At 66.3% G+C, this 22,185-nt stretch carries 17 protein-coding genes; 5 read left to right on the plus strand and 12 right to left on the minus strand.

Annotated features, from left to right (window positions below; all coding sequences use genetic code 11):
- Positions 1-7: 7 nt before the first annotated feature.
- From KHN96_RS00795 to KHN96_RS00830, 8 genes are all read right to left on the minus strand, one after another.
- Complete coding sequence (locus KHN96_RS00795; RefSeq protein WP_062738927.1) at positions 8-2,743, minus strand: nitrate reductase; 2,736 nt, start codon at positions 2,741-2,743, stop codon at positions 8-10.
- Between the two features lie 304 nt (positions 2,744-3,047).
- Positions 3,048-4,268 (minus strand): NAD(P)/FAD-dependent oxidoreductase, encoded by a 1,221-nt coding sequence (locus KHN96_RS00800; RefSeq protein ID WP_062738926.1) that lies wholly within the window; start codon positions 4,266-4,268, stop codon positions 3,048-3,050.
- Positions 4,265-4,603 (minus strand): nitrite reductase small subunit NirD, encoded by a 339-nt coding sequence (nirD, locus tag KHN96_RS00805; protein WP_045219809.1) that lies wholly within the window; start codon positions 4,601-4,603, stop codon positions 4,265-4,267. The genes KHN96_RS00800 and nirD overlap by 4 nt, the downstream gene beginning before the upstream one ends.
- Positions 4,604-4,617: 14 nt before the next feature.
- Positions 4,618-7,173, minus strand: a complete 2,556-nt coding sequence (gene nirB, locus KHN96_RS00810) for a nitrite reductase large subunit NirB (RefSeq protein WP_082062931.1) — start codon at positions 7,171-7,173, stop codon at positions 4,618-4,620.
- A 14-nt stretch (positions 7,174-7,187) separates the two neighbouring features.
- Complete coding sequence (locus KHN96_RS00815; RefSeq protein WP_045219807.1) at positions 7,188-8,510, minus strand: MFS transporter; 1,323 nt, start codon at positions 8,508-8,510, stop codon at positions 7,188-7,190.
- A 331-nt stretch (positions 8,511-8,841) separates the two neighbouring features.
- Positions 8,842-9,132, minus strand: a complete 291-nt coding sequence (locus KHN96_RS00820) for a hypothetical protein (protein WP_045219805.1) — start codon at positions 9,130-9,132, stop codon at positions 8,842-8,844.
- 165 nt (positions 9,133-9,297) lie between these two features.
- Positions 9,298-9,552, minus strand: coding sequence for a GlsB/YeaQ/YmgE family stress response membrane protein (locus tag KHN96_RS00825; protein ID WP_062738968.1), 255 nt, complete (start codon positions 9,550-9,552; stop codon positions 9,298-9,300).
- A gap of 119 nt (positions 9,553-9,671) precedes the next feature.
- A complete protein-coding gene (locus KHN96_RS00830) occupies positions 9,672-11,216 on the minus strand; it encodes a methyl-accepting chemotaxis protein (RefSeq protein WP_062738925.1) in 1,545 nt (514 codons plus the stop codon).
- A gap of 460 nt (positions 11,217-11,676) precedes the next feature.
- Between KHN96_RS00830 and KHN96_RS00835 the strand changes: the two genes are divergently transcribed.
- Genes KHN96_RS00835 through KHN96_RS00845 form a run of 3 tightly spaced genes read left to right on the plus strand, consistent with a single transcriptional unit; the run spans position 11,677 to position 14,665 of the window.
- The gene (locus tag KHN96_RS00835) at positions 11,677-12,237 is read left to right on the plus strand and encodes a GbsR/MarR family transcriptional regulator (RefSeq protein ID WP_045219801.1); all 561 of its coding nucleotides are present in this window, start codon (positions 11,677-11,679) and stop codon (positions 12,235-12,237) included.
- Between the two features lie 26 nt (positions 12,238-12,263).
- Positions 12,264-13,637: a cytochrome ubiquinol oxidase subunit I gene (locus KHN96_RS00840; protein WP_062738924.1), complete on the plus strand. Its 1,374-nt coding sequence runs from the start codon at positions 12,264-12,266 to the stop codon at positions 13,635-13,637.
- Complete coding sequence (locus KHN96_RS00845; RefSeq protein WP_062738923.1) at positions 13,634-14,665, plus strand: cytochrome d ubiquinol oxidase subunit II; 1,032 nt, start codon at positions 13,634-13,636, stop codon at positions 14,663-14,665. The genes KHN96_RS00840 and KHN96_RS00845 overlap by 4 nt, the downstream gene beginning before the upstream one ends.
- Before the next feature lie 191 nt (positions 14,666-14,856).
- Here the strand turns inward: KHN96_RS00845 and KHN96_RS00850 are convergent, their stop codons facing one another.
- Both KHN96_RS00850 and KHN96_RS00855 read right to left on the minus strand, forming a co-directional pair.
- The gene (locus KHN96_RS00850; protein WP_062738922.1) at positions 14,857-15,978 is read right to left on the minus strand and encodes a helix-turn-helix transcriptional regulator; all 1,122 of its coding nucleotides are present in this window, start codon (positions 15,976-15,978) and stop codon (positions 14,857-14,859) included.
- A gap of 286 nt (positions 15,979-16,264) precedes the next feature.
- The gene (locus KHN96_RS00855) at positions 16,265-17,917 is read right to left on the minus strand and encodes a hypothetical protein (protein ID WP_062738921.1); all 1,653 of its coding nucleotides are present in this window, start codon (positions 17,915-17,917) and stop codon (positions 16,265-16,267) included.
- A gap of 213 nt (positions 17,918-18,130) precedes the next feature.
- On the opposite strand from KHN96_RS00855, the gene KHN96_RS00860 reads away from it, so the two are divergent.
- Entirely contained in the window at positions 18,131-18,562 is a 432-nt protein-coding gene (locus KHN96_RS00860; RefSeq protein WP_062738967.1) for a PGDYG domain-containing protein, read from the plus strand.
- A gap of 9 nt (positions 18,563-18,571) precedes the next feature.
- Here KHN96_RS00860 and KHN96_RS00865 read toward each other — a convergent pair whose 3' ends face one another.
- Positions 18,572-19,486: a hypothetical protein gene (locus KHN96_RS00865; protein WP_045219791.1), complete on the minus strand. Its 915-nt coding sequence runs from the start codon at positions 19,484-19,486 to the stop codon at positions 18,572-18,574.
- A 157-nt stretch (positions 19,487-19,643) separates the two neighbouring features.
- Between KHN96_RS00865 and KHN96_RS00870 the strand changes: the two genes are divergently transcribed.
- A complete protein-coding gene (locus tag KHN96_RS00870; protein ID WP_373994666.1) occupies positions 19,644-20,549 on the plus strand; it encodes an oxygenase MpaB family protein in 906 nt (301 codons plus the stop codon).
- 63 nt (positions 20,550-20,612) lie between these two features.
- Here the strand turns inward: KHN96_RS00870 and KHN96_RS00875 are convergent, their stop codons facing one another.
- Positions 20,613-22,184, minus strand: a complete 1,572-nt coding sequence (locus KHN96_RS00875) for an MDR family MFS transporter (protein WP_062738920.1) — start codon at positions 22,182-22,184, stop codon at positions 20,613-20,615.
- Between the last annotated feature and the right edge of the window lies 1 nt (position 22,185).

Raw genomic sequence — 22,185 nt, forward strand, 5'->3', positions numbered from 1 at the left:
GTGCTGGTCACGCGGCCTGCTGTACCCGCGCCTCCACCAGCAGCCGCTTGAGTTCCGGCACGCACGAGCCGCAATTTCCCCCGGCCTTCAGGCAGGCCGTGATCTCTCCGGTCGATTGCAGGCCCTTGTCCCGAATGGCGTCGCAGATGGTGTTGCGGCCCACGCCAAAGCACGAGCACACCGTGGGCCCGACGTCCGCGCCGGCCTCAATCGGCTGGCCGAGCAGGACGCCGGCGCGGTCGAGATCTTCCAGGCGCGCCTGCGCGAACAACCCGGCCAACCAGTTGCGCGACGGCAGATCGGGGCGCGGCGACAGAAACACACACGCCTCAATGCGGTCATCCACGACGTGCACGGCACGGTAGACGCGCGCGGTGGTGTCTTCGTATTCGAGCCAGTCGGCATGCGGGTCGGTCACGCCGAGCAGCTTGCGCGCCCAGTCATGAACGTTGCCGAGTTGCTGGCGCCCGGCCAGTTCATAACGCACGAACTGCTTCCCCTGGATGCGCGTCCACCACGTGGCGTCGTCGGTGTCGAGCGCGCGGCGCGACAGCACGAAGCAGTGCCACGCCACGTCGAACGGCTCGACCATCACGGGCGTGTGCTTGAACTCGGGCTCGCCGGACACGGGGTCGACGACCGGGTTCACCACCGCGCCCACGCGAGCGTCCGACGCAAACTGGCCATTCCAGTGGATCGGCACGAACACGCTGCCGCGCGCGATGCCACCCGTCATGCGCACGCGCGCCACCACGCTGCCCCAGCGGGACGACACACGCGCGAGACTGCCCTCGCGCACGCCGGCCAGCAGCGCATCGTGCGGGTGCAGATCGACGAACGGTTCGGGAATGTGGTCGGCCAGCCTGGGCGCGCGGCCGGTGCGCGTCATGGTGTGCCACTGGTCACGCACGCGGCCGGTGTTGAGGACGAGCGGGTATTCGCCATCGGCTGCATGCGCGGGGGCGCGTGCCGGCGTCGGCACAAAGCGTGCGCGGCCATCGGCGTAGGCGAAACGGCCGTCGCTGAAGAGACGCGCTTCGCCACTGCCGGGCGCGGTCACCGGCCATTGCACGGGCGACATGCTGTCGTAGGCATCGGCATCGAGCCCCGTCAATCCGCCGAGGTGGAAAGCACGAGGCACACCGCCCGCCGTGTTGGCATAGGCCGAGAGGCGCGCGTGTTCGTCGAACACATCGCGCGGGCTGGTGAAGTCGAAGCCGTCGTAGCCCATGCGGCGCGCCACGTCGGCGATGATGTCCCAGTCTGCGCGGGCCTCGCCGGGCGCTGGCAGGAAGGCGCGCTGGCGCGAGATGCGGCGCTCGGAGTTCGTCACGGTGCCGTCCTTCTCGCCCCAGCCGAGCGCGGGCAGCACGATGTCGGCCAGCACCGTGGTGTCGGTGGCTTCCACAATGTCGGAGGCGACCACGAGTTCGCACTTGGCCAGCGCGCGGCGCACCTGGTCGGCGTCGGGCAGGCTGACCACCGGGTTGGTGCCCATGATCCACACGGCCTTCACGTGCCCGTCTTCGATGGCCTGGAAGAGGTCCACCGCCTTGAGGCCCGCCTTGTCGGCCATGCGCGGTGCGTTCCAGAACGTCTGGACGAGTTCACGATGCGTGGGCTCGTTCAGTTCCAGGTGCGCGGCCAGCATGTTCGCCAGGCCGCCCACCTCACGCCCGCCCATCGCGTTCGGCTGGCCGGTAATCGAGAACGGCCCCATGCCGGCGCGCCCGATGCGGCCCGTGAGCAGATGGCAATTGATGATGCTGTTGACCTTGTCGGTGCCCGCGCTGGACTGGTTGACGCCCATGGAGAACGCCGTGATGGTGCGCTCCGTGTCGGCAAACCAGTTGTAGAACGTGAGCAGGTCGTCGAGCTTGAGCTTGCATGCCTTGGCCACCGCTTCCACGTCTTCGCTGTGCGTGCCGGCGGCTTGCAGCGCGGCGTCGGGGCCGTTGGTGTGCAGGGTGACGAAGTGGCGGTCAACCACGCCGCGGCGGGAAAGGAACGACAGCAGGCCGTTGAAGAGCCACACGTCGGTGCCCGGCCTGATGGGCAGATGCAGGTCTGCCAGCTCGCACGTGGCGGTGTGGCGCGGGTCGACCACCACGACTTTCAGCTGCGGCCGCGCCTCTTTTGCACGCATGATGCGCTGGAACAGGATCGGATGGCACCACGCGGTGTTGGAGCCCACCAGCACGATGAGGTCTGCGGCTTCGAGATCGTCGTAGCAGACCGGGACGAGGTCTTCGCCAAACGCGCGCTTGTGCCCCGCCACGGCCGAGGACATGCACAGGCGCGAGTTGGTGTCGATGTTGGCCGTGCCGATGAAGCCCTTCATCAGCTTGTTGGCGACGTAGTAGTCCTCGGTCAGCAGCTGGCCGGAGACGTACAGCGCAACGGCATCGGGGCCGTGTTCATCGATGATGCGGCGAAAGCCCTGGGCGACGGTGTCGAGCGCGGCGTCCCATGAGACGCGCTGCAGCGGGGCAATGGGGGCATCCAGGTCATGCGAACGTTCGCGGATGGCGGGATACAGGAGACGGCCTTCGAGGCTGACGGTTTCCCCCAGCGCGGAGCCCTTCACGCACAGGCGCCCTGCGTTGGCGGGGTGCGTTGGATCGCCTTGAATATCGACGCTGCCATCCGCTTGCGGGGTTGCCAGCACGCCGCAGCCGACGCCGCAGTAGGGGCAGGTGGTGCGCACGGCGTTCGTTGCGGGGTGGAGGGGGATGGTGGTCATCGTCGTCTCTGTGGTGCTTTGCTTGATTGGTGCATCCCTTGTTTCATCCCCTGCCGGGGCTGACTCACTTTTCTTTGTCTTGCCAAAGAAAAGTAAGCAAAAGAAAGGCGCGCCCGAGATGGCGACTTCCCCTTGGATTTTTGTAAGCGGGCGGAAACAAGACGGGGAACTGTCTGAGCGCAGCGAGTTTTCCCCGTCTCCGCCCGGTTACAAAAACCCAAGGCGCCATCAAGGGCAGGAACGTCAAAGGCCACACCGGCGGCGTACGAAGGGTGATGCCGGTTCCGTATCTTGCCGGTGTTCATTACGCCGCTTCCGCTTCGCACAGCGCGCGGCCAAACAACAGGCGCTGGCGGATCGACGTGATAGGCACCTCGCGTTGGATCAGGTCGAAGTACCACGGGCCGTCGGCGACATCGCCGTACAGGACTGCGCCGACGATACGGTCTTCCTTCAGCACCAGGCGCTTGTAGACGCCGCGGCGCGGGTCGCGCAGCACGATGTCTTCGGTGCCGTCGCCGCCGATGAAATCGCCCGCCGAATACAAGTCCACGCCGGTGACCTTCAGCTTGGTGGCCGTGGCCTGCTGGACATAGCGGCGGTGGCCGGCCCCCGCCAGGTGTGCGGCACATACGCGGGCCTGGTCCCAGATAGGCGCCACCAGGCCGAACGTGGCGCTACGGTGCTGCACGCATTCCCCCACGGCGTAGATGCGCGGGTCGTAGGTCTGCAGGGTGTCGTCCACGATGATGGCGCGTTCGCAACGCAGGCCGGCCGCCTTGGCAAGCTCGATGTTCGGGCGCACGCCGGCCGTCATGACCACGAGGTCGGCCGGGATCTGCGTGCCGTCCTTGAAGCGCACGGCGGTCACGCGGTCGGTGCCGAGCAGCTCCGCCGTGTGCGCGCCGAGCAGGAAGCGCAGGCCCCTGGCTTCCAGTGCCTTCTGCAGCAGCTGCGCGGCGGGCTTGTCGAGCTGGCGCTCCATCAGCGTGTCGGGCAGGTGCACGACCGTCACATCCATGCCCTGGCGCATCAGACCGTTGGCGGCTTCCAGCCCCAACAGCCCGCCGCCGATGACGACGGCATGCCGATGGTTGCGCGCTGCCTCCAGCATCGTCTCCACGTCCTGGATGTCGCGAAAGGCGATCACGCCCGGCAGCAGGTGCCCCGGCACCGGCAGGATGAACGGCCGCGAGCCGGTGGCGATCAGCAGACGGTCGTAGCGGACCTCCACGCCGTCGCGCGAGCGCAGCGTGCGGCGCGGGCGGTCGATGCTCACCACCGGATCGCCCGCATGCAGCGTGATGTGGTTCTGCGCGTACCACTCACGCGTGTTCAGCATGATGTCGTCGACCTGCTTCTCACCCGCCAGCACAGGAGATAGCAGGATACGGTTGTAGTTGCCGTGCGGCTCTTCGCCGAAGACGGTGATGTCGTACAGGTCGGGCGCCAGCTTGAGCAGCTCTTCGACCGTGCGCATGCCGGCCATGCCGTTGCCGATGACGACGAGCTTGGGGCGAGTCATCGCGCCACCCACACCGTTCCGCCTTCCACCTTGGCTGCGTAGGCCTGCACCGAGTTGGCCGGCGCTTCGAGGCACTCGCCCGTTGCCAGATCGAAGTGCTGCTTGTAGATCGGCGAGGCCACGACGATGCGGTCGCCGAGGTTGCCGACGAGCCCGCGCGAGAGCACGGCCGCGTCGGAGTTCGGGTCGTAGTTGCCGATGGCATAGACCGGCTGCGGTGCACTGCCCGCAACGTGGAAGACGGCGACCTGCTCGCCGTCCACGAGCGCGCACACGCCGGTGTTGGGCACGATGTCGTCCAGCGGGCAAACAGGAATCCAGCGCGATGCTTGCATGTCGGGCTCCTCTCTCAAGCGGCTTCTGCAACAACCGGAATGCGCACGGGACGTGTCTTCGCGCGCTCCTCCACCGTGGCCGGGCGGATCTGCCCGCGTTCCTCGACAAAGACGACGTTCGCGTCCTTCGCGTCGCTGTTGACGAAGTGGCGGAAGCGCTTGCGCACATCGGGGTTCGTCACGGCGGTCTTCCATTCGTCCTGGTAGGTGTCGACGACGTGCTGCATCTCGGCTTCGAGTTCGGTCGCAATCCCGAGCTTGTCGTTGACGATGACGTCCTTCAGGTAGTCTAGGCCGCCTTCGAGGTTGTCGCGCCACGTGCTCGTGCGTTGGAGGCGGTCCGCTGTGCGCACGTAGAACATCAGGAAGCGGTCGACATACTTGATGAGCGTGTCCTGGTCGAGGTCGGCCGCCAGCAGTTCGGCGTGGCGCGGCTTCATGCCGCCGTTGCCGCATACGTAGAGGTTCCATCCCTTTTCCGTAGCGATGATGCCGACATCCTTGCCTTGCGCCTCCGCGCATTCACGCGTGCAGCCCGACACGCCAAACTTCAGCTTGTGCGGCGAGCGCAGGCCCTTGTAGCGATTCTCCAGCGCAATCGCAAAACCGACCGAGTCGCCCACGCCGTAGCGGCACCACGTCGAACCCACGCACGACTTCACCGTGCGCAGCGACTTGCCATACGCGTGGCCCGACTCGAACCCGGCCGCAATGAGCTCTTCCCAGATCAGCGGCAGCTGCTCCAGGCGCGCGCCGAACAGGTCGACACGCTGGCCGCCGGTGATCTTTGTGTACAGGCCGTATTTCTTGGCGACTTGGCCCACGGCGATCAGGCCATCGGCGGTGACCTCGCCACCCGGCATGCGCGGCACGACGGAATACGTCCCGTCTTTCTGGATGTTGGCGAGGAAGTAGTCGTTGGAATCCTGCAGGCTGGCGTGCTCCTTCTTGAGCACGAAGTCGTTCCAGCACGAGGCCAGGATGCTCGCCACCGTCGGCTTGCAGATGTCGCAGCCCAAACCGTGGCCGTGCGCCTGCAGCAGCGCGTCGAAGGTCTGGAATCGGCCCACGCGCACGAGGTGATACAGCTCCTGGCGCGAGTACGGGAAGTGTTCGCACAGGTGGTTGTTGACGGCCAGGCCCTGCTTCTTCATCTCGGCCTTCATCACCTGCGTCATGAGCGGCACGCAGCCGCCGCACGAGGTGCCGGCCTTCGTTGCGTCCTTGAGCGCGCCCACGGTGGTGGCGCCGGCGCACACGGCCTGGCACAGCGCGCCCTTCGATACGTCGTTGCACGAGCAGATCTGCGCGCTGTCCGGCAGCGCATCCACGCCCATGGCCGGGCGCGCGTTGCCATCGGCCTGCGGCAGGATCAGGAATTCCGGCGCCTCAGGCAACGGAATGCGGTTGAGCATCATCTGCAGCAGCGTGCCGTATTCCGATGCGTCGCCCACCAGCACGCCGCCGAGCAGGTACTTGCCGTCTTCCGACAGCACGAGCTTCTTGTAGATCTGCTTGCGCTCATCCGTGAACAGCACGCTGCGGCTGCCCGGCGTCAGGCCTTGCGCGTCGCCCAGGCTGGCGACGTCCACGCCCATCAGCTTGAGCTTGGTGCTCATGTCCGCGCCGTTGAACGTCGCTTCGTCGTCGGCCGCGAGGATCTGCCTGGCCGTGATGCGCGCCATTTCATAACCCGGTGCCACCAGGCCATAGACCTTGCCGCCCCACAGCGCGCATTCGCCAATCGCGTATACGTCCGGCGCGGACGTGCGGCATTCGGAGTCGATCACGATGCCACCGCGCTCGCCCACTTCGAGGCCGCAGGCACGCGCCAGTTCATCGCGGGGGCGGATGCCGGCCGAGAAGACGACCATGTCGGCTTCCAGGTGAGTGCCATCGGCAAAGTTCAGGCGGTGCGTGCAGGTTTCGCCGTCGACGATCTCGACCGTGTTCTTTTGCGTATGCACCGTCACGCCCAGGTCTTCGATCTTCCGGCGCAGCATGCGGCCGCCACCGTCGTCCACCTGCATCGCCATCAGGCGGCCGGCAAACTCGACCACGTGTGTTTGCAGTTGCATGTCGCGCAGGGCCTTGGCGCATTCCAGGCCGAGCAGGCCGCCGCCGATCACCACGCCGGTCTTGGCGCGCTGGCCGCATTCGGCCATCGCCTCGAGGTCTTCGATGGTGCGGTAGACGAAGCAGTCCTTGCGGTCGCGGCCCGGCACGGGCGGCACGAACGGCGACGAGCCCGACGCAATCACGAGCTTGTCGTAAGGCAGCACCTCGCCGGTGGAAGCCGTCACCGTCTTGGCGATCGTGTCGATGGCCGTGGCGCGGGCATTGAGCTTGAGCACCACGTCATCGCGGTCAAAGAAGCCGGGTGCCACCAGCGAGAGGTCTTCCGCCGTCTTGCCGGTAAAGAACTCAGAGAGGTGCACGCGGTCGTATGCGGGGCGCGGCTCTTCGCACAGCACCGTCACCTCCAGATGGTGCCCGGGCGCCTGCAGCAGGCTCTCCAGAAACTTGTGGCCCACCATTCCGTGGCCAATGACGACGATCTTCATGGTCATGGTGATGTCCTCTTTCAGGCGTTGCCGGCAGCGGCCAGCGTGTTGTCGTAGAGCGCTTGTTCACGCGCCTTGTGTTCTGCCGAGAAGCGCACCGCGATGGCGCAGATGGCCGACAGCCCCACCAGCACGCCGAGCATCGACAGCGTGGCCTGCGTATCCGCCATGCCTTTCAGCAGGAAGCCCGCCGCCACCGCGCCCGCGTTTCCGCCCGCGCCGATGATGCCGGCCACACCGCCCAGCGCACGGCGATCGATGAAGGGCACCAGCGCATACGTCGCACCGCACGCCATATGCGTGAACAGGCCGAAGCCGAGCATCGCCAGAATCGCCACCGGCACGCTGCCGGCATGGGCAAAACCGAACAGGCCGAGGCCCTCGCCCAGCATCAGCAGGCACAGCAGTTGTGTGCGCGCATCCAGGCCGCGCCTGGCTGCCACGCGGTCCGACACGATGCCGCCCAGCGCGCGCGCAAACAGCGCAAGCAGGCCGAAGCTGGCCGCGGCCATCCCGGCTGCCGACAGCGACAGGCCAAAGTGATCGACGTAGTAAGTGGCGGCGATGTTGTGGATGAAGATCTCCACGCCGAAGCACGCGCCGTAGGTGATGAAGAGCAGCCACACGCGGTAGTTGCCCGCGGCCGCGACGAAGCTGCCCCAGCCGCCCTTCTTGCCGCCGTCGATGGTCTTGCCGGCGGCACGCAGTTCTGCGTAATTGCCCTCGGGGCAGTCCTGCGTATAGCGCCAGTACAGCGCCGCCACGATCAGCATCGCCACGCCCGGCACCACCATGGCCAAACGCCAGCCCATGCTCTGCGTCACGCCCATCATCACGATGGCGGTGAGCAGCAGCGGCATCGTGCCCTGCGCCACGCCACCGCCCGCATTGCCCCAGCCCGCTGCCGCAGCGTTGGCTGTGCCGACCACGTTGGGCGCGAACATGACCGACGTGTGGTATTGCGTGATCACGAAGCTCGCGCCGATCGCGCCGATCGCCAGGCGAAAGAAGAGAAACGCCTCGTAGCTCTGCGCCAGCGCCACACCGAGCACCGGAATTGCCCCCACCACCAGCAGGCCGGTATAGGTCTTGCGCGGGCCGAAGCGGTCGCACAGCGGGCCGACGAGCAAGCGCACGAGGATCGTCACCGCCACCGCGGCGATGTTGATGTTGGCGATCTGCCCGGGCGTGAGGTGGAATTCGCCCTTGAGCACCGGCATGAGCGGCGCGCAGGCGAACCACGCATAGAAGCACACGAAGAACGCGAGCCACGTCAGATGAAAGGCGCGCATCTGCGGCGTACGCAGACTGAACAGATCGATTCGGGTGGCTTTGCCGGTCATGTCGAATCCCGCATCCAAAAAAAGAAAGGCGTCCGAGAACCAGGCCGCATTGGCCGGGTTCTGGGACGCCGTTGTCCAAGTGACCCTGGGCAGCAGGGCCTTCACCACGAAGAGAGCGAATCGCCATTGACCCGCGCAATGGTGCTATGCAACAGGTATGCCAGGCGAGCGAAGCCTTGTGAGATAAAGCTCTGCGGGAAATGTGCGCCCAGCGCGCAGCGCTGCATGCCTCAAGCGCGAGCACCGCGCCGCACGCTTTCGGTGCAGCGGCGGCTTGGGATGGTGCGGCACAGCAAATGCGTGGGGCGCGTCAGGTGATGCGCCGTGGGGCTCAGTAGCCGTGCGTCACGATGGAGAGGACAGACAGATCCGGGTGCGTGCCGTCGACGATGCTGCGCGCGACGTGCACCGCCTCGTCAACGGCGTCTTCCACGGTGCGGAAGCTGTCGTCGCCGTCGGCATGGAACGGCACGACATGGCCGGGCAGCGACGCATCTGCGCCGGGGTGGCAGACGTAGCCGGTATAGGTGTAGCGGGCAGGATCGGTGCGCGCCGGAGACAGCGCGACGTGAATCTCGAACCCTTCGTAGAGTTCGACGGGCGAAGTGAGCAGATCAGACATGGCGGTCTCGCTTGTGACGTTTGCCTGCCGCACCGACGCTTGTGGCGCGGCTTGGTGTCTTGTACCCACCAGTCTAGGTGATGTGCCGCGCGGTGGAATCCGGCGGTTTGGATGACATCGGCCGCGCACGCGCGAGTGCCCGGCCGATGCCGCATTGCCGTGCGGCTACGCGCGTTTGATGAACCGCAACAGGAACAACAGCACCAGCGCGCCCGCCACCGCCGTGGCAATGGAGCCCACCCACCCGACGCCAAACGAAAGGCCCAGCGCCCCTGCGAGCCATCCGCCAACAAACGCGCCGACGATGCCGACGACGATGTCGGCGAGCAGGCCAAAGCCGCCGCCCTTCGTGATCCAGCCGGCCAGCCAACCCGCGACCGCGCCGATGATCAGCCATGCAAACAAACCGTGTGAGGCCATCTTGCCGCTCCCGAAAACGTGCGTTTCGACGTACTGCTGCCTGGGCATAGTAGGGCGAACACCGCACAATCGCCACGTCCGTCCCACACGGTTTTTGCAATTGCCGGCGCGGGCCGATTTCAGCGGAACACGTTCACCGCCTCCACCAGGCGCGTCGCTTGCACACGCAGGCTTTCGGCAGCGGCAGCACTCTGCCCCACGAGCGTCGCGTTTTCCTGCGTGACCTGGTCAAGGTGGCTGACCGCCTGGCTGACCTGCGTGATCCCTTCGGTCTGCTGCGCGGTAGCCAGGCTGATGTCGGCGATCATGGCCGAGACCCGCTTCACCTGCGCAACGATGTCCTCCATGGTCTTGCCCGCCTGGTCGACCAGCTGGGAGCCCGATTCCACCTTGTCGACGCTGGAGCCGATCAGTGCCTTGATCTCCTTGGCCGCGCCAGCACTGCGCTGCGCGAGCGCACGCACTTCGCCCGCCACCACCGCAAAACCGCGCCCCTGTTCACCCGCCCGGGCAGCCTCTACCGCGGCGTTGAGGGCCAGGATGTTGGTCTGGAACGCAATGCTGTCGATCACGCCGATGATGTCGGCGATCTGCCTGGCACTCTGCGAGATCGAACTCATCGTGGCCACCACCTCTTCCATCGCGCGGCCGCCGTTGAGCGCGGCCTGGGTGGCCGTGCCGGACAGCGTATTCGCCTGACCGGCCGTTTCGGCATTGCTCGCCACCGTGGCCGTCATCTGCGTCATCGAACTCGAGGTTTGCTCCAGGCTGGCGGCCGCCTGCTCGGTGCGCGTGTTGATATCGCCATTGCCTCTGGCGATCTCCTGGCTGGCCGCCTGCACGTTGACCACCTGCTCGGCCACGTCGTCAATCAGCCATCGGAACATCAGACCAAGCTGGCTGACGGAGCGCAGCGTCATGCCGATCTCGTCCACGCGGTCTGCGATGGCGACTTTCCGGCTTTCGCCCGATGCCACGCTCAGTGCCAGCGCCTGCAGCTTTTCGAGCGGCGTGGCGATCTGCACCTTCAGCGACCACGCAGCGACCAGCAGCGCCACCGCCAATGCCGCCGCGAAGCCGCCGAGGGCGGCGCCAGACAGGCCGGACGCCCACGCGGCCCCCAGCAGTGCGGGCAGCAGCATCAGGAACGTCAGCCGGATGCGCCAGCGCACCGGCATCACCTGGAATACGGAGCGCCAGGCCATCAGGCCGGTGCGCACGATCAGTCCTTTGTAAAACTTGCGCGTGCCTGCCTGTCCGGTCCGAAAATCCTTGTAGAGGGTTTCGGCGGCGGCAATTTCATCGCGGGTCGGCTTGGTGCGCACGGACATGTAACCCGTCGTGCGGCCGTTGCGCACCACGGGTGTCGCGTTGGCACGCACCCAATAATGGTCGCCATTCTTGCGGCGATTCTTGACCAGCGCCGTCCATGGCTGGCCCGACTTCAACGTCGCCCACATGTCCGCAAACGCTTCTGGGGGCATATCGGGGTGCCGCACGATATTGTGCGGCTGGCCCTCGATTTCCTCGCGGGAAAATCCGCTCGCCTCCACAAAGGCAGCATTCGCGTAAGTGATGTAGCTCTGGGTGTCGGTCGTCGACATGAGCGTGGCGTTTTCCGGGAACTCGTATTCACGCTGGGTGACAGGTTCATTGACACGCATGGGGGGGCTCCTCTGGCGATTTTGCTTAGCAACGAGGTTTTCGGCAGAAAACCCGATTTATTAAGGACGAGACAGCCCTTCGTACGCAGAGTGTGAGACGAAGTCCTCGATTAAACTGCCCGAGCAGATACTGCTCAACGAAAACGATTTTTGCCTGCCGCTCAGGGCGGCCCAGCGCGAAAATCCTTGGGTATCTCCGTTTTCCGCAGGGAGCGCCGTCGCGTCATATATCAACCTGCAAAACCAATTAATCCCTTGTTTGCGTTATTTTTCCCGTGTCAAGGGGAGAATAGAAGGCGCCTCCTAATCTGCACGCGTTTGCTTGTGAGCAACATTCACATCGCCATTTGAACGCCCCGCGTTGCGCTTCGTGCCGCCCCGCGACAGCACGTCACATTGCACCGCCAGGCCGGGCAGCTAAACTTTCACAAATTCCTGAAATTTGAGAAAGATCAAAACGATGCAACTCTCCCCCTTGAAACAGCGCTTCGTCTTGCATTTTGGCGAGATGGGCAGCCGCTGGGGCATCAACCGCACGGTCGGGCAGATCTACGCCCTGCTCTACGCGGCGCGCGAGCCGATCAACGCGGACGAGATTGCCGAGGCATTGGGTTTCTCACGCTCCAACGTGAGCATCGGGCTGAAGGAACTCGAAGCGTGGAAGCTGGTGCGGCTGTCGCACAGGCCGGGCGACCGGCGCGAGTACTTCGCCGCCCCCGACGACATCTGGACCATCTTCCGCACGCTGGCCGAAGAACGCCGCAAGCGCGAGATCGACCCCACCCTCTCGCTGCTGCGCGACGTGATGCTCGAATCCCCCACCGACCCGGACGACCGCCACGCCCAGGCCCGCATGAAGGAGATGTATCAGCTCATCACCCTCATGACCAACTGGTTTGATGACGTGCAGAAGCTGGACGCCGGCTCCCTGCAGCAGCTCATGAAGATGGGCGCCAAGGTGCACAAGCTGCTGGAGATGAAGGACAGGCTTGCCGTTGTGGTTGGCGGCAAATCGAAGTAGCACGCCCCCAAAAAGAAAGAAGAACCATGTCATTTGATCCGGTTGTACTGGCGCGCATCCAGTTCGGCGCCAACATCACGTTCCACATCCTCTTTCCCACCATCAGCATCGCGCTCGCATGGGTGCTGCTGTTCTTCAAGCTGCGCTATCGCAAGACGGGGGATGAAGCCTGGATGGCCGCGTACCGCCTGTGGGTGAAGGTCTTTGCGCTCACGTTCGCGCTGGGCGTGGTGTCCGGCGTGACGATGAGCTTTCAGTTCGGCACCAACTGGCCGGGCTATATGAACACCGTGGGCAATATCGCCGGGCCGCTGCTGGCCTATGAAGTGCTGACGGCATTCTTTCTGGAGGCAAGCTTCCTCGGCATCATGCTGTTCGGCGCAAGGCGCGTGAGCCAGCGAATCCATACGTTTGCGACGTTCCTGGTCGCGCTGGGTACGACCATCTCGGTGTTCTGGATCATCGCGCTCAACTCGTGGATGCAGACGCCGGCCGGTTACGTGATGATCGATGGCCGCGCGCATCCGGAAAGCTGGCTGGCGATCATCTTCAACCCGTCGTTCCCGTATCGGTTCACCCACATGCTGCTGGCCTCGGGGCTGACGGTCGCGTTCCTGCTGGCGGGGTTGTCCGCTTACCGCTGGCTGCGCAACGATCGGGGTGCCGACGTGCGCGCCACGCTGAAGACGGGCGTGATGATGGCGGCTGTGCTGATCCCGTTGCAGATTGCCGCAGGCGATGCGCACGGCCTGAACGTGCTCGAGCATCAACCCGCCAAGCTCGCCGCGATGGAGGGCATCTGGCAAACCGAGCGCGGCGTGCCCGCCGTGCTGTTCGGCGTGCCGGACCCGGCCACACGCAGCAACCGCTTCGAGATCGCGGTGCCCAAGCTGGCGTCGCTGTACCTGACGCACTCGTTCGATGGCGAGGTGAAGGGGCTCGATCAGTTCGACCAGCATCCGCCCGTGCTGCCGGTGTTCTTCGCCTTCCGCCTCATGGTGGGCGTGGGCTTGCTGATGCTGGCGGTATCGTGGGTGAGCGCCTGGCGCCTGCGCGGCAACGCAGCGCTGCCGCAATGGCTCGCCCGCACGCTCGTGGCTGTGACGTTCTCCGGCTGGGTTGCCGTGGTCGCTGGCTGGTACGTCACGGAAATCGGCCGCCAGCCGTGGCTCGTCTACGGCGTGCTGACCACCGCGCAGGCCGCGTCGGCCGTGCCCGCACGCATGATCGGCAGCACGCTCGCCATGTATCTCGCGCTGTACGCATTCCTGATCGCCTCGTACGTCGGCGTCGTGTTCTATCTGGCCCGCAAGGCGAGTGGCACCATCGACCCGACCGATGCCGACATCCCGGGCCAGCGCACGCCTAATCTCTCCCCTTCCCTCGCGAGCCGCGCATGAGCACGATTCCCGACCTCACTCAACCCGCCGGCTGGCTGCCGGTGGTCTTCATGGCCCTGATGGGAATTGCCGTGCTGGCCTACGTCGTTCTTGACGGCTACGACCTGGGCGTCGGCATCCTGCTGCGCCGCGCCGACGATGCCGACAAGGACACCATGATCGCCTCCATCGGCCCCTTCTGGGATGCCAACGAAACCTGGCTCGTGCTCGGCATCGGCCTGCTGCTGGTGGCATTTCCGGCAGCGCACGGCGAAATCCTCGGCGCGCTCTATCTGCCCGTCGCCCTGATGCTGTTCGGGCTGATCCTGCGCGGCGTGGCGTTCGACTTTCGCGTCAAGGCACGCGCGCACCACAAGCCGTGGTGGAACCGCGCGTTCTATGCCGGGTCCGTCATCGCCACCGCCTCACAGGGCCTGATGCTGGGCCTGTATATCACGGGCTTTCGGTACGACGCTGCCAACGTCGTCTTTGCGATCTGCACGGCGGCAGGGTTGATCGCGGGGTACCTGCTGCTGGGCGCGACGTGGCTGATCATGAAAACCGAAGGTGCGCTGCAGCTGCGCGCGGTGCAATGGGCGCGCGGCACCTTGTGGTTCACGGCGCTGGGCGTGGCAGCGGTATCGGCGGCGACGCCGTGGGTCAGCACACGTGTGTTCGACAAGTGGTTCGCATTGCCCAACATGATCCTGCTGGCGCCCGTACCGCTGGTTACCGTCGCGCTGTTCGGCCTGATCGACTGGGTGCTGCGCCGGCTGCCGCAGCAGATTGCCAAGGGCGATGAGCACCTCGCATGGGCGCCTTTCGTCGGCACCGCCGCGATCTTCCTGCTGGCCTTCAACGGCCTGGCCTACAGCTTGTTCCCATACCTGGTGGTGGACCGGCTCGACATCTGGCAAGCCGCCAGCGCGCCAGAGTCGCTCGAGTTCATGCTGGTGGGTGTGGCAATCGTGCTGCCGACCATCGTGGCGTACACGATCTACTCGTACAAAGTGTTCCACGGCAAGGCGACGGAGCTGCGGTATGACTGAGATGGATGGCGCGGCCGGCTGCGCGTTGCGCGACGATGCGGCGCTCCGGGCTTGTCGCATGCATCGTCGTCGTCAATACGCGGACGCAACCGGCCGCATCGTCAGTGACGAACGCGGCTTCTTCGCCCGGTCTTCGCAGCCTGCGATGACCACGCACGTCGCCCAAGCGGCAGGCCGAAGGCGGCACCTCGCTATTGCGCCACCGGCTTGTTCTGCGACAACACCCACAGCATCGCCCCTACTGCTTCGGCCTGCGAGCGCGAGGCGGTTTTCTCGTAGATCGAGCGCAACTGCGTGCGCACCGTCGACACGGCAACGCCGGCACTGGCAGCGTACTCGTCAGGGGAGCGCCCCACGATCAATGCCTCCGCGACGGCAGCCTCCGCCGCCGACAAGCCAAACGCCTGCCGTAGCTGCGCCGCCGTGACAGGACTGGCGGCACCGCGGCGGCGCACGGTGACCATCATGGCAGCGTCGCCGAACGCGGCATGCGCGGCATGGGCGGGCAAGAGCGAAATGCCGAGAAAGAGCTCATGCGCTGCACCCAGCGAGGGGCGCACCGCAACACTCTCGCCTTTGCGGGATTTCGCCACGCGCGACAGCGCGCGCTGCAAGCCATCGTCGTCTGCGGCAAACGCGGCCCGCAGGCGGCCGTGCTCGAGCCGCAAGCAAGTCGACGCGCGCAGGAGCGCCTCGGCCTGGGCGTTAGCGAACAGCACACGCTGGTCACGCCCGAGTGCGAATACCGCCAAGCCGAGCTGCTCCATCAATTCCGCACCGAGCGCCGCGTCGCGATGGAGCACGCGCGTGTCCTGCCAGAGGTTGATCGTGCGCTGCAGATGGCCGGTCATGCTGGCCGCATTGGCCCGATCGGTGTCGGAGAACGGCGTGCGCCCCGTTGCCCGCAGCATGCCGAGCAGGATGTCGCTGCCGCCCGGACGCGCCAGACGCACACCCATCAGGTAACGGAATCCCGACGGTATCTGGAAGTCCTGATAGAACTCGCTGCGCTCTACATAGGCCTCGGACACAAAGTCCTGGCAGAAGGCGAACTCACCGAGCCTGGCGCGCTCGACATGCTCGCGGCGCGGGTCGAGCGCACCGTAGTACTGGTCGTAGCGGGCGATCACCTCGTCCCACCCGCGGTCGGGCGAATAGGTGGACAGATGCGGCGCATTGCGCGCGGCATCCCAGCTGAACATGTGGAAGACGTTGGCGCCCAGCGCCTCGGTCACCTCATGGAACACCTCCAGGAAACCGTCGCGTGTGACCGCAGCTTCGTACAGATCACCAATCAGCTGGTCCTTGAGCAAGCTCCCTCCCCCGAAGGATGGTCACCGAGACCACGATGCACGCTGCGCTGCGCCCAGCGGGCGGACGCGCATGCTGTTTGCGCAAAGCTAGCACGCTCGCCCGAAGACCGGCATCACTCTTTTTGGGGGGCATTCAAACGAACGATGCGGTCGGCACTGTGCCGACGCGAAGCGCCACGACCGTCGCGCTTCTTGCTGCGCCCATGCGCCACCGCAGAATGCATCGGCACCGGCCATGAAGGACCGGTGCCGACAGCATCGGAGGCGGGGCAGCGCGCGCTCGCTGTTACTGCGCGGCCGGCTTGTTCACCGAGACATTGACCTGATACGTGCTCGGTGTGACAAACGGCGAGCCGTTCCATGCCAGCGTCAGTCCGCCCAACGGCAGTTGCCAGACCTCGCGGCACGTGGTCGCGGCTCCGGAGGTGTTGGTACAGGCATTCTGAGCGCGGTGGCGCAGACCATTGAAAGGATCGTTGTAGGCGATCTGGTCGGTGTGGTTGTCCGCAAAGGTGCGAGTGACGGTGGAGCCGTTCACAGCCGTGATGGTGTGGCTGTCTTCCGAGACGGCACTGAGTCCGGCGCCCGATACCGTGCTTTGCCAGAAGCTGCTCACGGTGTTGAGTGCCGGCACAGCGAGCGTCGTCTGCGGAGCGAAGATGCCCACGCCTCCGCCCTGGCCCGGCAGCATCGTGGCGATCCACACGATATTGCCTTGCGCATTCTGGAAGCCATAGGCGTGGAAATCCACGCCGATCGCCGGATCGCCATCGTCCACCCAGTCGGCGCCACCGTCTGCCGTGGCGACGAGGTGACCATAAGGCGATTTGGTATCCACCTCGCATGCGGAGCCCACCGAGCAGTCCGTGGCAGCCGTGGTCACGCCCTTCGTATAGTTGTGCGTACCGTAGGCGCCCCGGGCAGGGCCGCTCAGGGCAGCGTAGTTATAGAGGCCGTTGATCGCGCTCGGATCCAGTGTCTGCTTGGGCATCGAAATGGACAGCGTGCCCCCGGCGCCCGTGCCGTTCGTCCACACTGCCAGGCCGGATCGGGCGACCAGCACGCGCGTCGATCCCGTATCGTTGAGTACGAAATCGCAGGCCGTGGAGCCGGCGGTGAGCTGATAGCTCGCCCCGCCCATCGCGACGGTCAGCTTGGTGGCGTCGATGCTGACGACTTGTGCAGAGCCATCGGAGAACTTGATCAACCGATGGTCCCCGCTCTTGAGCGCCGGACACGTCGGATTGGCCGGCGCCAGCACCGTGCCCACGGTGGAACCTGCGGCGTCGGCGGAAGTGCCGCTGGTACTGGCAACCGCCGTGCTGAGATCCACGAGGGTGACACCGGCCTTGGCCAGCGTCGACTGCAGTTGGTCGAGCACCCCGTCGTAGCCTTGGCCGCTGCCGGCGCTGATCGTGCCGCCCAGGAAGTCGCCGACGCTCGACGCATCGAAACCCGAGTTCTGCAACACCTTGACGAGCGCCGACTGTGCCGCGGTGACGTCGCTGGCGCTCACCACCGTGGTCGGCGTGAATCCCGCTACGTACTTTGCGGGATCCTGGCCGGCCAGCTGGGCGAGCAGCAGCTCAGTCAGGGGCGTGACGTTCGCCGTCGCACCGCCGGTGACGGATCCCGAGCCCGCGATGAGCGAGTGCAGCACCGTCTTGCCGTCGCCGCTGGTGGCGGTCAGCACGCATGGCAAGGTCGCCCCGCTCACCGGCGCCGAATAGCTGCCATCCGCACGCGTCGTGGCGGTGCCCGACCCGGATGAACAGACGACGTTCACCGTTGCACCCGACAAGGCGGCGCCGGTGGCCGCCACGCCCGTGATGGTCTGCGACTGCGGCGCTGGGTTCTGCGCCGGCGCAGAGTCCCCCCCGCCGCCACAGGCTGACAAGACGAGCACCGCAGTACTCAGTGCGACCGGTGTGAGCTTCATGGTTCCCTCCCTCGGAGTCGTTCCGTTGTGTTGTGGAATCGATTCTCCGGAAGCCCACCCCGCCATTCATCCTCCAAATGAAGGAAAACGACGATCGCTGCACCGTGGCGTTCGAACTCGGCGCAGCGGCCATCCGACCACGCCGTAGCCGCTCATTTGCGCTACGCTTACGGCCTTCGCACGCCCGCGCCCATCGCTTTTTCCTGCCGCTTCATGCCTACCCTGCAACACGTCGACCTGCGCACGGACCCCGCCGCCCGCGCCTTCATCAAGGACGAGACCGTCCACGTCGACTTTGCCACCGAACCCGGCGAGCTGATGAGCCTCGAAGGCCCCAACCGCTACGCCGCCGGCGATGCACTGATCACGGGCTCGACGGGAGACCGCTGGGTCGTCTCTCGCGCGCGCTTCGACGCGAAATACGTCTGCACCGATGCAGCCGCGGTGTACGGCCAGCCGGGCGCCTACCGCAACCGCCCGAGCGTGGTGCTCGCCAAGCAGATGCACGGGCCGTTCTCGATGGCCCGCTCCGAAGCCGGCGACGTCCTGCACGGCCAGGCCGGCGACTGGATCCTGCAATACGCCCCCGGCGATTACGGCGTCGTGCAGGCGCAGCGCTTCGCCAAGGTGTATCGGCCAGCCTGATCGGCCGCGCTATTGCGCCGTCCGCTGGCGCTCCACCTCGCTGCGCTTCATCCGGAGGTATGCCTGCTGGTCGATCTCGTGCAACTGGCGGGGGTATTGTTCCGTCGCGTTGAACCACGTCGTCAGGCGTTGCTGCAGGCGCTGCTCGGGCGGTGCCGCCAGCGCCTTCAGGTAGGCATCGATCGCTAGGTAGTAGCGCATCGTGTTGCGCTCGAGCAAGCCGCGCACACCGCCCACGTACTGCGGCTCGGCGGCGGACGATTCCGCCGTCTTCGTGAAGCCCACCTTGTCGCTGCCGACGGTTCCCAGGTAGGTTCGCATCGCCAGCCGGCCGGCCGTGCCGTAGCCATACGAATAGGTCAGATGCAGGAAGGTGCGATTGCCCCCGGCCGGCGAGGGAATGGCCTCCAGCATGATGTGGTAGTCCCGCGTGCTGAAGGGCCCCGAAGCGGCGTTCAGTTCGACACGGAAATACGCCGCACTGTTGGCCAGTGGGCGGTAGCTGAACGCCAACCGGTAGCTGCTTGACAGGCTCTGCTCCACCTTGCGCCCCAGGTTCACGTCGAGCACGTTGCCGTTGGGCCCGGGCATCGCATGGCAATACTTGATGTTCAGATGCAGGATCAGCACGTCGCACCAGTTGGCCGGGCCCTGAGCCGGATCGCCGAGGGTGCCGCTGACGGTTGCAAACGGGTAATCGACCACGCTGTAGATGTCGCCCTTGAGCCTGTCGGATGTCTCGGTCGATTCGAGCACTAGGGGGCGGCGGAACGCGTTGTCGGCCAGCTGGCTCGCAACACTCTCATATTTGTCGCGCAGGCTTTGTGCGTTGTCGGCGGCACGCGCGGCGGGGCTCAGGCTCAGGACGGCAAGCAGCACGATGCGGCCGAGCCAGGCCGCATGTTGACGGGGCGTCATATCCATGGCGTTCTCGTAGGTCGTTCTTCATTCTAGGCAGCACGCACACGTGTCCCGCAACAAACGGTCCAGCCGCGCCGCCGCCATGCGGCGTTCCGCCATCCGCGCCAGGCGTGCGGCCCGGTAAAATTGCAGGCATCCTCCCGCCTCGCCCTTCGGCACCATGCCCCCGCTGCCCTCTCCGTTCACGGCGCTTCGCGAACGCATCGCCAACCAGGTCCGCGGCCTGACCCGTGCCACGGGCGGCCTGTCGCTCGACATCGGCTCCCCGCCGGGCGATCCGGGGCTGTTCGGGCCGGATGCGGTCTGCTGGCAGGTCCACGCCGATTTTCCGGCCATGATGGCGGGCGGCATCAGTGCGCTGCTGCTGCAGGCCTTGCATCCGCGCGCCCTCGCCGGCGTGTGGGATCACTCCAACTTTCGTGAAGACCTGCAAGGCCGCCTCGGCCGCACCGCGCAGTTCGTGGCAGGCACCACCTACGGCAGCCGCCACGACGCGCTGGCGCTCATTGCGCGCGTCAAAGACATCCATCAACGCGTACAGGGCATCGCGCCGGATGGCCGGCCCTACTCCGCCAATGATCCCGACCTGCTCACGTGGGTCCATGTGGCCGAAATGTCGAGCTTCCTGGCCGGCTATCTGCGTTACGTCGACAGCCAGCTGAGCCCCGCGCGGCAGGATCGGTATTTTGAGGAAACCGCGCTGGTGGCTGAGCTGCTCGGCGCGCGCGATGTGCCGAAATCGCGCGCGGCCGTCCATGCCTACCTGAACGCGATGCGCGCCGAGCTCGTGGCCAGCGACCGCACGCGAACGGTGGTGGAAGTCCTGATGACGTGGCAGGCGCCACGCCCGGGGCTGCGGCCCGCCGTGCGGCTGTTTCTGGACGCCGGCATCCAGCTGCTGCCGCCGTGGGCCATGCAGATGCTCGACCTGAAGCGGCCGCCTCTGCAGGCGGCGCTTGCAGCGGCGGCCATGCGGACTGTCGCGCCGACGCTGCGCTGGGCCTTGTCAGAAGGCAGTGTCGCGCGGCGTGCACGGCTGCGTGCGCTCGCGCCGGCTACGACCTGACCGCGCGCACGCCCCGCTGACAACGCTAGCGAAGCGCCACCCCGCCGCTTTCATCGGCCGCGCCTACTCGATCGCTTCGGCCACCGACACCTTGCCGCGCAAGGCCTTTTCCTTGAGCCGCCCGACCAGCAAAGGCGAGATCACGGAGACGGCCGCCGCAAAAAAGAACAGGTGCCGGAACGCGCTTTCGCCGGCGCGCTGCAGCGCCTGCGCATCGGCGCCGGTGCTGGCCAGCGCGGCGTGGAACAGGTCCATGAGCACATCGCCGCCGGCGCCCACCTCGGCCTGCGGCGCGGCCTGGCGGAGCAGCGCGATCAGCACCGACGTCAGCACCGCCACCCCGACCGCACCGCCGAGCAGGCGCGAGAACGCGGTCAGCGCCGTCGCCAGCCCCACCGTCTGCGGCGGCACGGCGTTCTGCGTGGCCACCAGGCCGGTCGGGAACTGCACGCCGATGGCCAGGCCCAGCACGATCATCGCCAGGGTCAGGGCCGCCACGTTGTGCGGGTCCAGCAGGCCCAGGGCGACGAGGGCAAACGGCACCACGCATGCGCCGCCCAGCATGAGCGGCTTGTAGCGGCCGCTGTGCGTCATCCACTTGCCGGCCACGAAGGCGCCGAATGGGATCGACAGCGTCAGCGGCACGAGGCGCAGCGCCGCGGCATCGGGGCTGGCGCCCGCCACCATCTGGAAGCGCAGTGGCATCAGCACCGACGTGGCGATCAGCTGGAAGAAGCACAGAAACAGCGCGAGACAGCAGATCGTGACCGTACGCACGCGGAACATCGACAGCGGAATGATGGGCTCCGCCGCGCGGTTTTCCTGCCAGACGAAGGCGCCCAGCAACACCACCGCCCCCGCCAGCAGGCCGAGATTGTCCGGCTGCGCCAGCGACACGCCCTGACCCACACGCGTGATCATCAGCAGCAGCGCAGTCAGGCCGAGCGCAAACAGCACCACACCCGGCACGTCGATGGGGCGGCGCTGGTGCGCGACCGGCAGGTGGCGCAGCGTGCGGCGCACGACGAACAGCGCGACGATGCCCAGCGGCAGGTTGATCCAGAAGATCCAGCGCCACGAGAGGTAATGCGTGAGGTAGCCGCCGATCACGGGGCCCGCGAGGCTCGCCATGGCCCACATGCCGCTCACGTAGCCCTGGTACCGGCCGCGCTCGCGCAGTGGCACCACGTCGGCGATCGTCGCCTGCGCCACCGAGATCAATCCGCCGCCGCCCAGCCCTTGCAGCACGCGCGCCAGCAACAGCATCGGCATGCTGCTGGCCATCGCGCACGCCACCGACGCCAGCACGAACAGGACGATGGCGGTGGTCAGCATGGCCCGGCGGCCGTACAGGTCGCTCAACTTGCCGTAGATGGGCGTGACCACGGTCGACGCGACCAGGTACGCCGAAACAACCCACGCCATCAGCGCAAAGCCGTTGAATTCGCCAGCGATGACGGGCAGCGCCACGGCCACGATCGTCTGCTCCAGCGCGCCCAGCAGAATGGCCAGCATGAGGCCACCCATGACGGCCATCACCGGGATCTCGGGCGCCGGCCGCGCGCCAAGCGGGTCACTCAGCGATGCGACGGCGGTGTCTGGCTGGGGCGGTTCGATGCTGGGGCGCGAGGACATG

It is taken from the genome of Ralstonia mannitolilytica (assembly GCF_905397375.1).
In the GTDB taxonomy this organism is placed as follows: Bacteria; Pseudomonadota; Gammaproteobacteria; order Burkholderiales; family Burkholderiaceae; genus Ralstonia; species Ralstonia mannitolilytica.

Excerpts from the sequence above, each read along its gene's own strand:
- KHN96_RS00795 (WP_062738927.1), bottom strand. The coding sequence starts at position 2,743 with ATGACCACCATCCCCCTCCACCCCGCAACGAACGCCGTGCGCACCACC.
- KHN96_RS00800 (WP_062738926.1), bottom strand. The coding sequence starts at position 4,268 with ATGACTCGCCCCAAGCTCGTCGTCATCGGCAACGGCATGGCCGGCATG.
- nirD (WP_045219809.1), bottom strand. The coding sequence starts at position 4,603 with ATGCAAGCATCGCGCTGGATTCCTGTTTGCCCGCTGGACGACATCGTG.
- nirB (WP_082062931.1), bottom strand. The coding sequence starts at position 7,173 with ATGACCATGAAGATCGTCGTCATTGGCCACGGAATGGTGGGCCACAAG.
- KHN96_RS00815 (WP_045219807.1), bottom strand. The coding sequence starts at position 8,510 with ATGACCGGCAAAGCCACCCGAATCGATCTGTTCAGTCTGCGTACGCCG.
- KHN96_RS00820 (WP_045219805.1), bottom strand. The coding sequence starts at position 9,132 with ATGTCTGATCTGCTCACTTCGCCCGTCGAACTCTACGAAGGGTTCGAG.
- KHN96_RS00825 (WP_062738968.1), bottom strand. The coding sequence starts at position 9,552 with ATGGCCTCACACGGTTTGTTTGCATGGCTGATCATCGGCGCGGTCGCG.
- KHN96_RS00830 (WP_062738925.1), bottom strand. The coding sequence starts at position 11,216 with ATGCGTGTCAATGAACCTGTCACCCAGCGTGAATACGAGTTCCCGGAA.
- KHN96_RS00835 (WP_045219801.1), top strand. The coding sequence starts at position 11,677 with ATGCAACTCTCCCCCTTGAAACAGCGCTTCGTCTTGCATTTTGGCGAG.
- KHN96_RS00840 (WP_062738924.1), top strand. The coding sequence starts at position 12,264 with ATGTCATTTGATCCGGTTGTACTGGCGCGCATCCAGTTCGGCGCCAAC.
- KHN96_RS00845 (WP_062738923.1), top strand. The coding sequence starts at position 13,634 with ATGAGCACGATTCCCGACCTCACTCAACCCGCCGGCTGGCTGCCGGTG.
- KHN96_RS00855 (WP_062738921.1), bottom strand. The coding sequence starts at position 17,917 with ATGAAGCTCACACCGGTCGCACTGAGTACTGCGGTGCTCGTCTTGTCA.
- KHN96_RS00860 (WP_062738967.1), top strand. The coding sequence starts at position 18,131 with ATGCCTACCCTGCAACACGTCGACCTGCGCACGGACCCCGCCGCCCGC.
- KHN96_RS00865 (WP_045219791.1), bottom strand. The coding sequence starts at position 19,486 with ATGGATATGACGCCCCGTCAACATGCGGCCTGGCTCGGCCGCATCGTG.
- KHN96_RS00870 (WP_373994666.1), top strand. The coding sequence starts at position 19,644 with ATGCCCCCGCTGCCCTCTCCGTTCACGGCGCTTCGCGAACGCATCGCC.
- KHN96_RS00875 (WP_062738920.1), bottom strand. The coding sequence starts at position 22,184 with ATGTCCTCGCGCCCCAGCATCGAACCGCCCCAGCCAGACACCGCCGTC.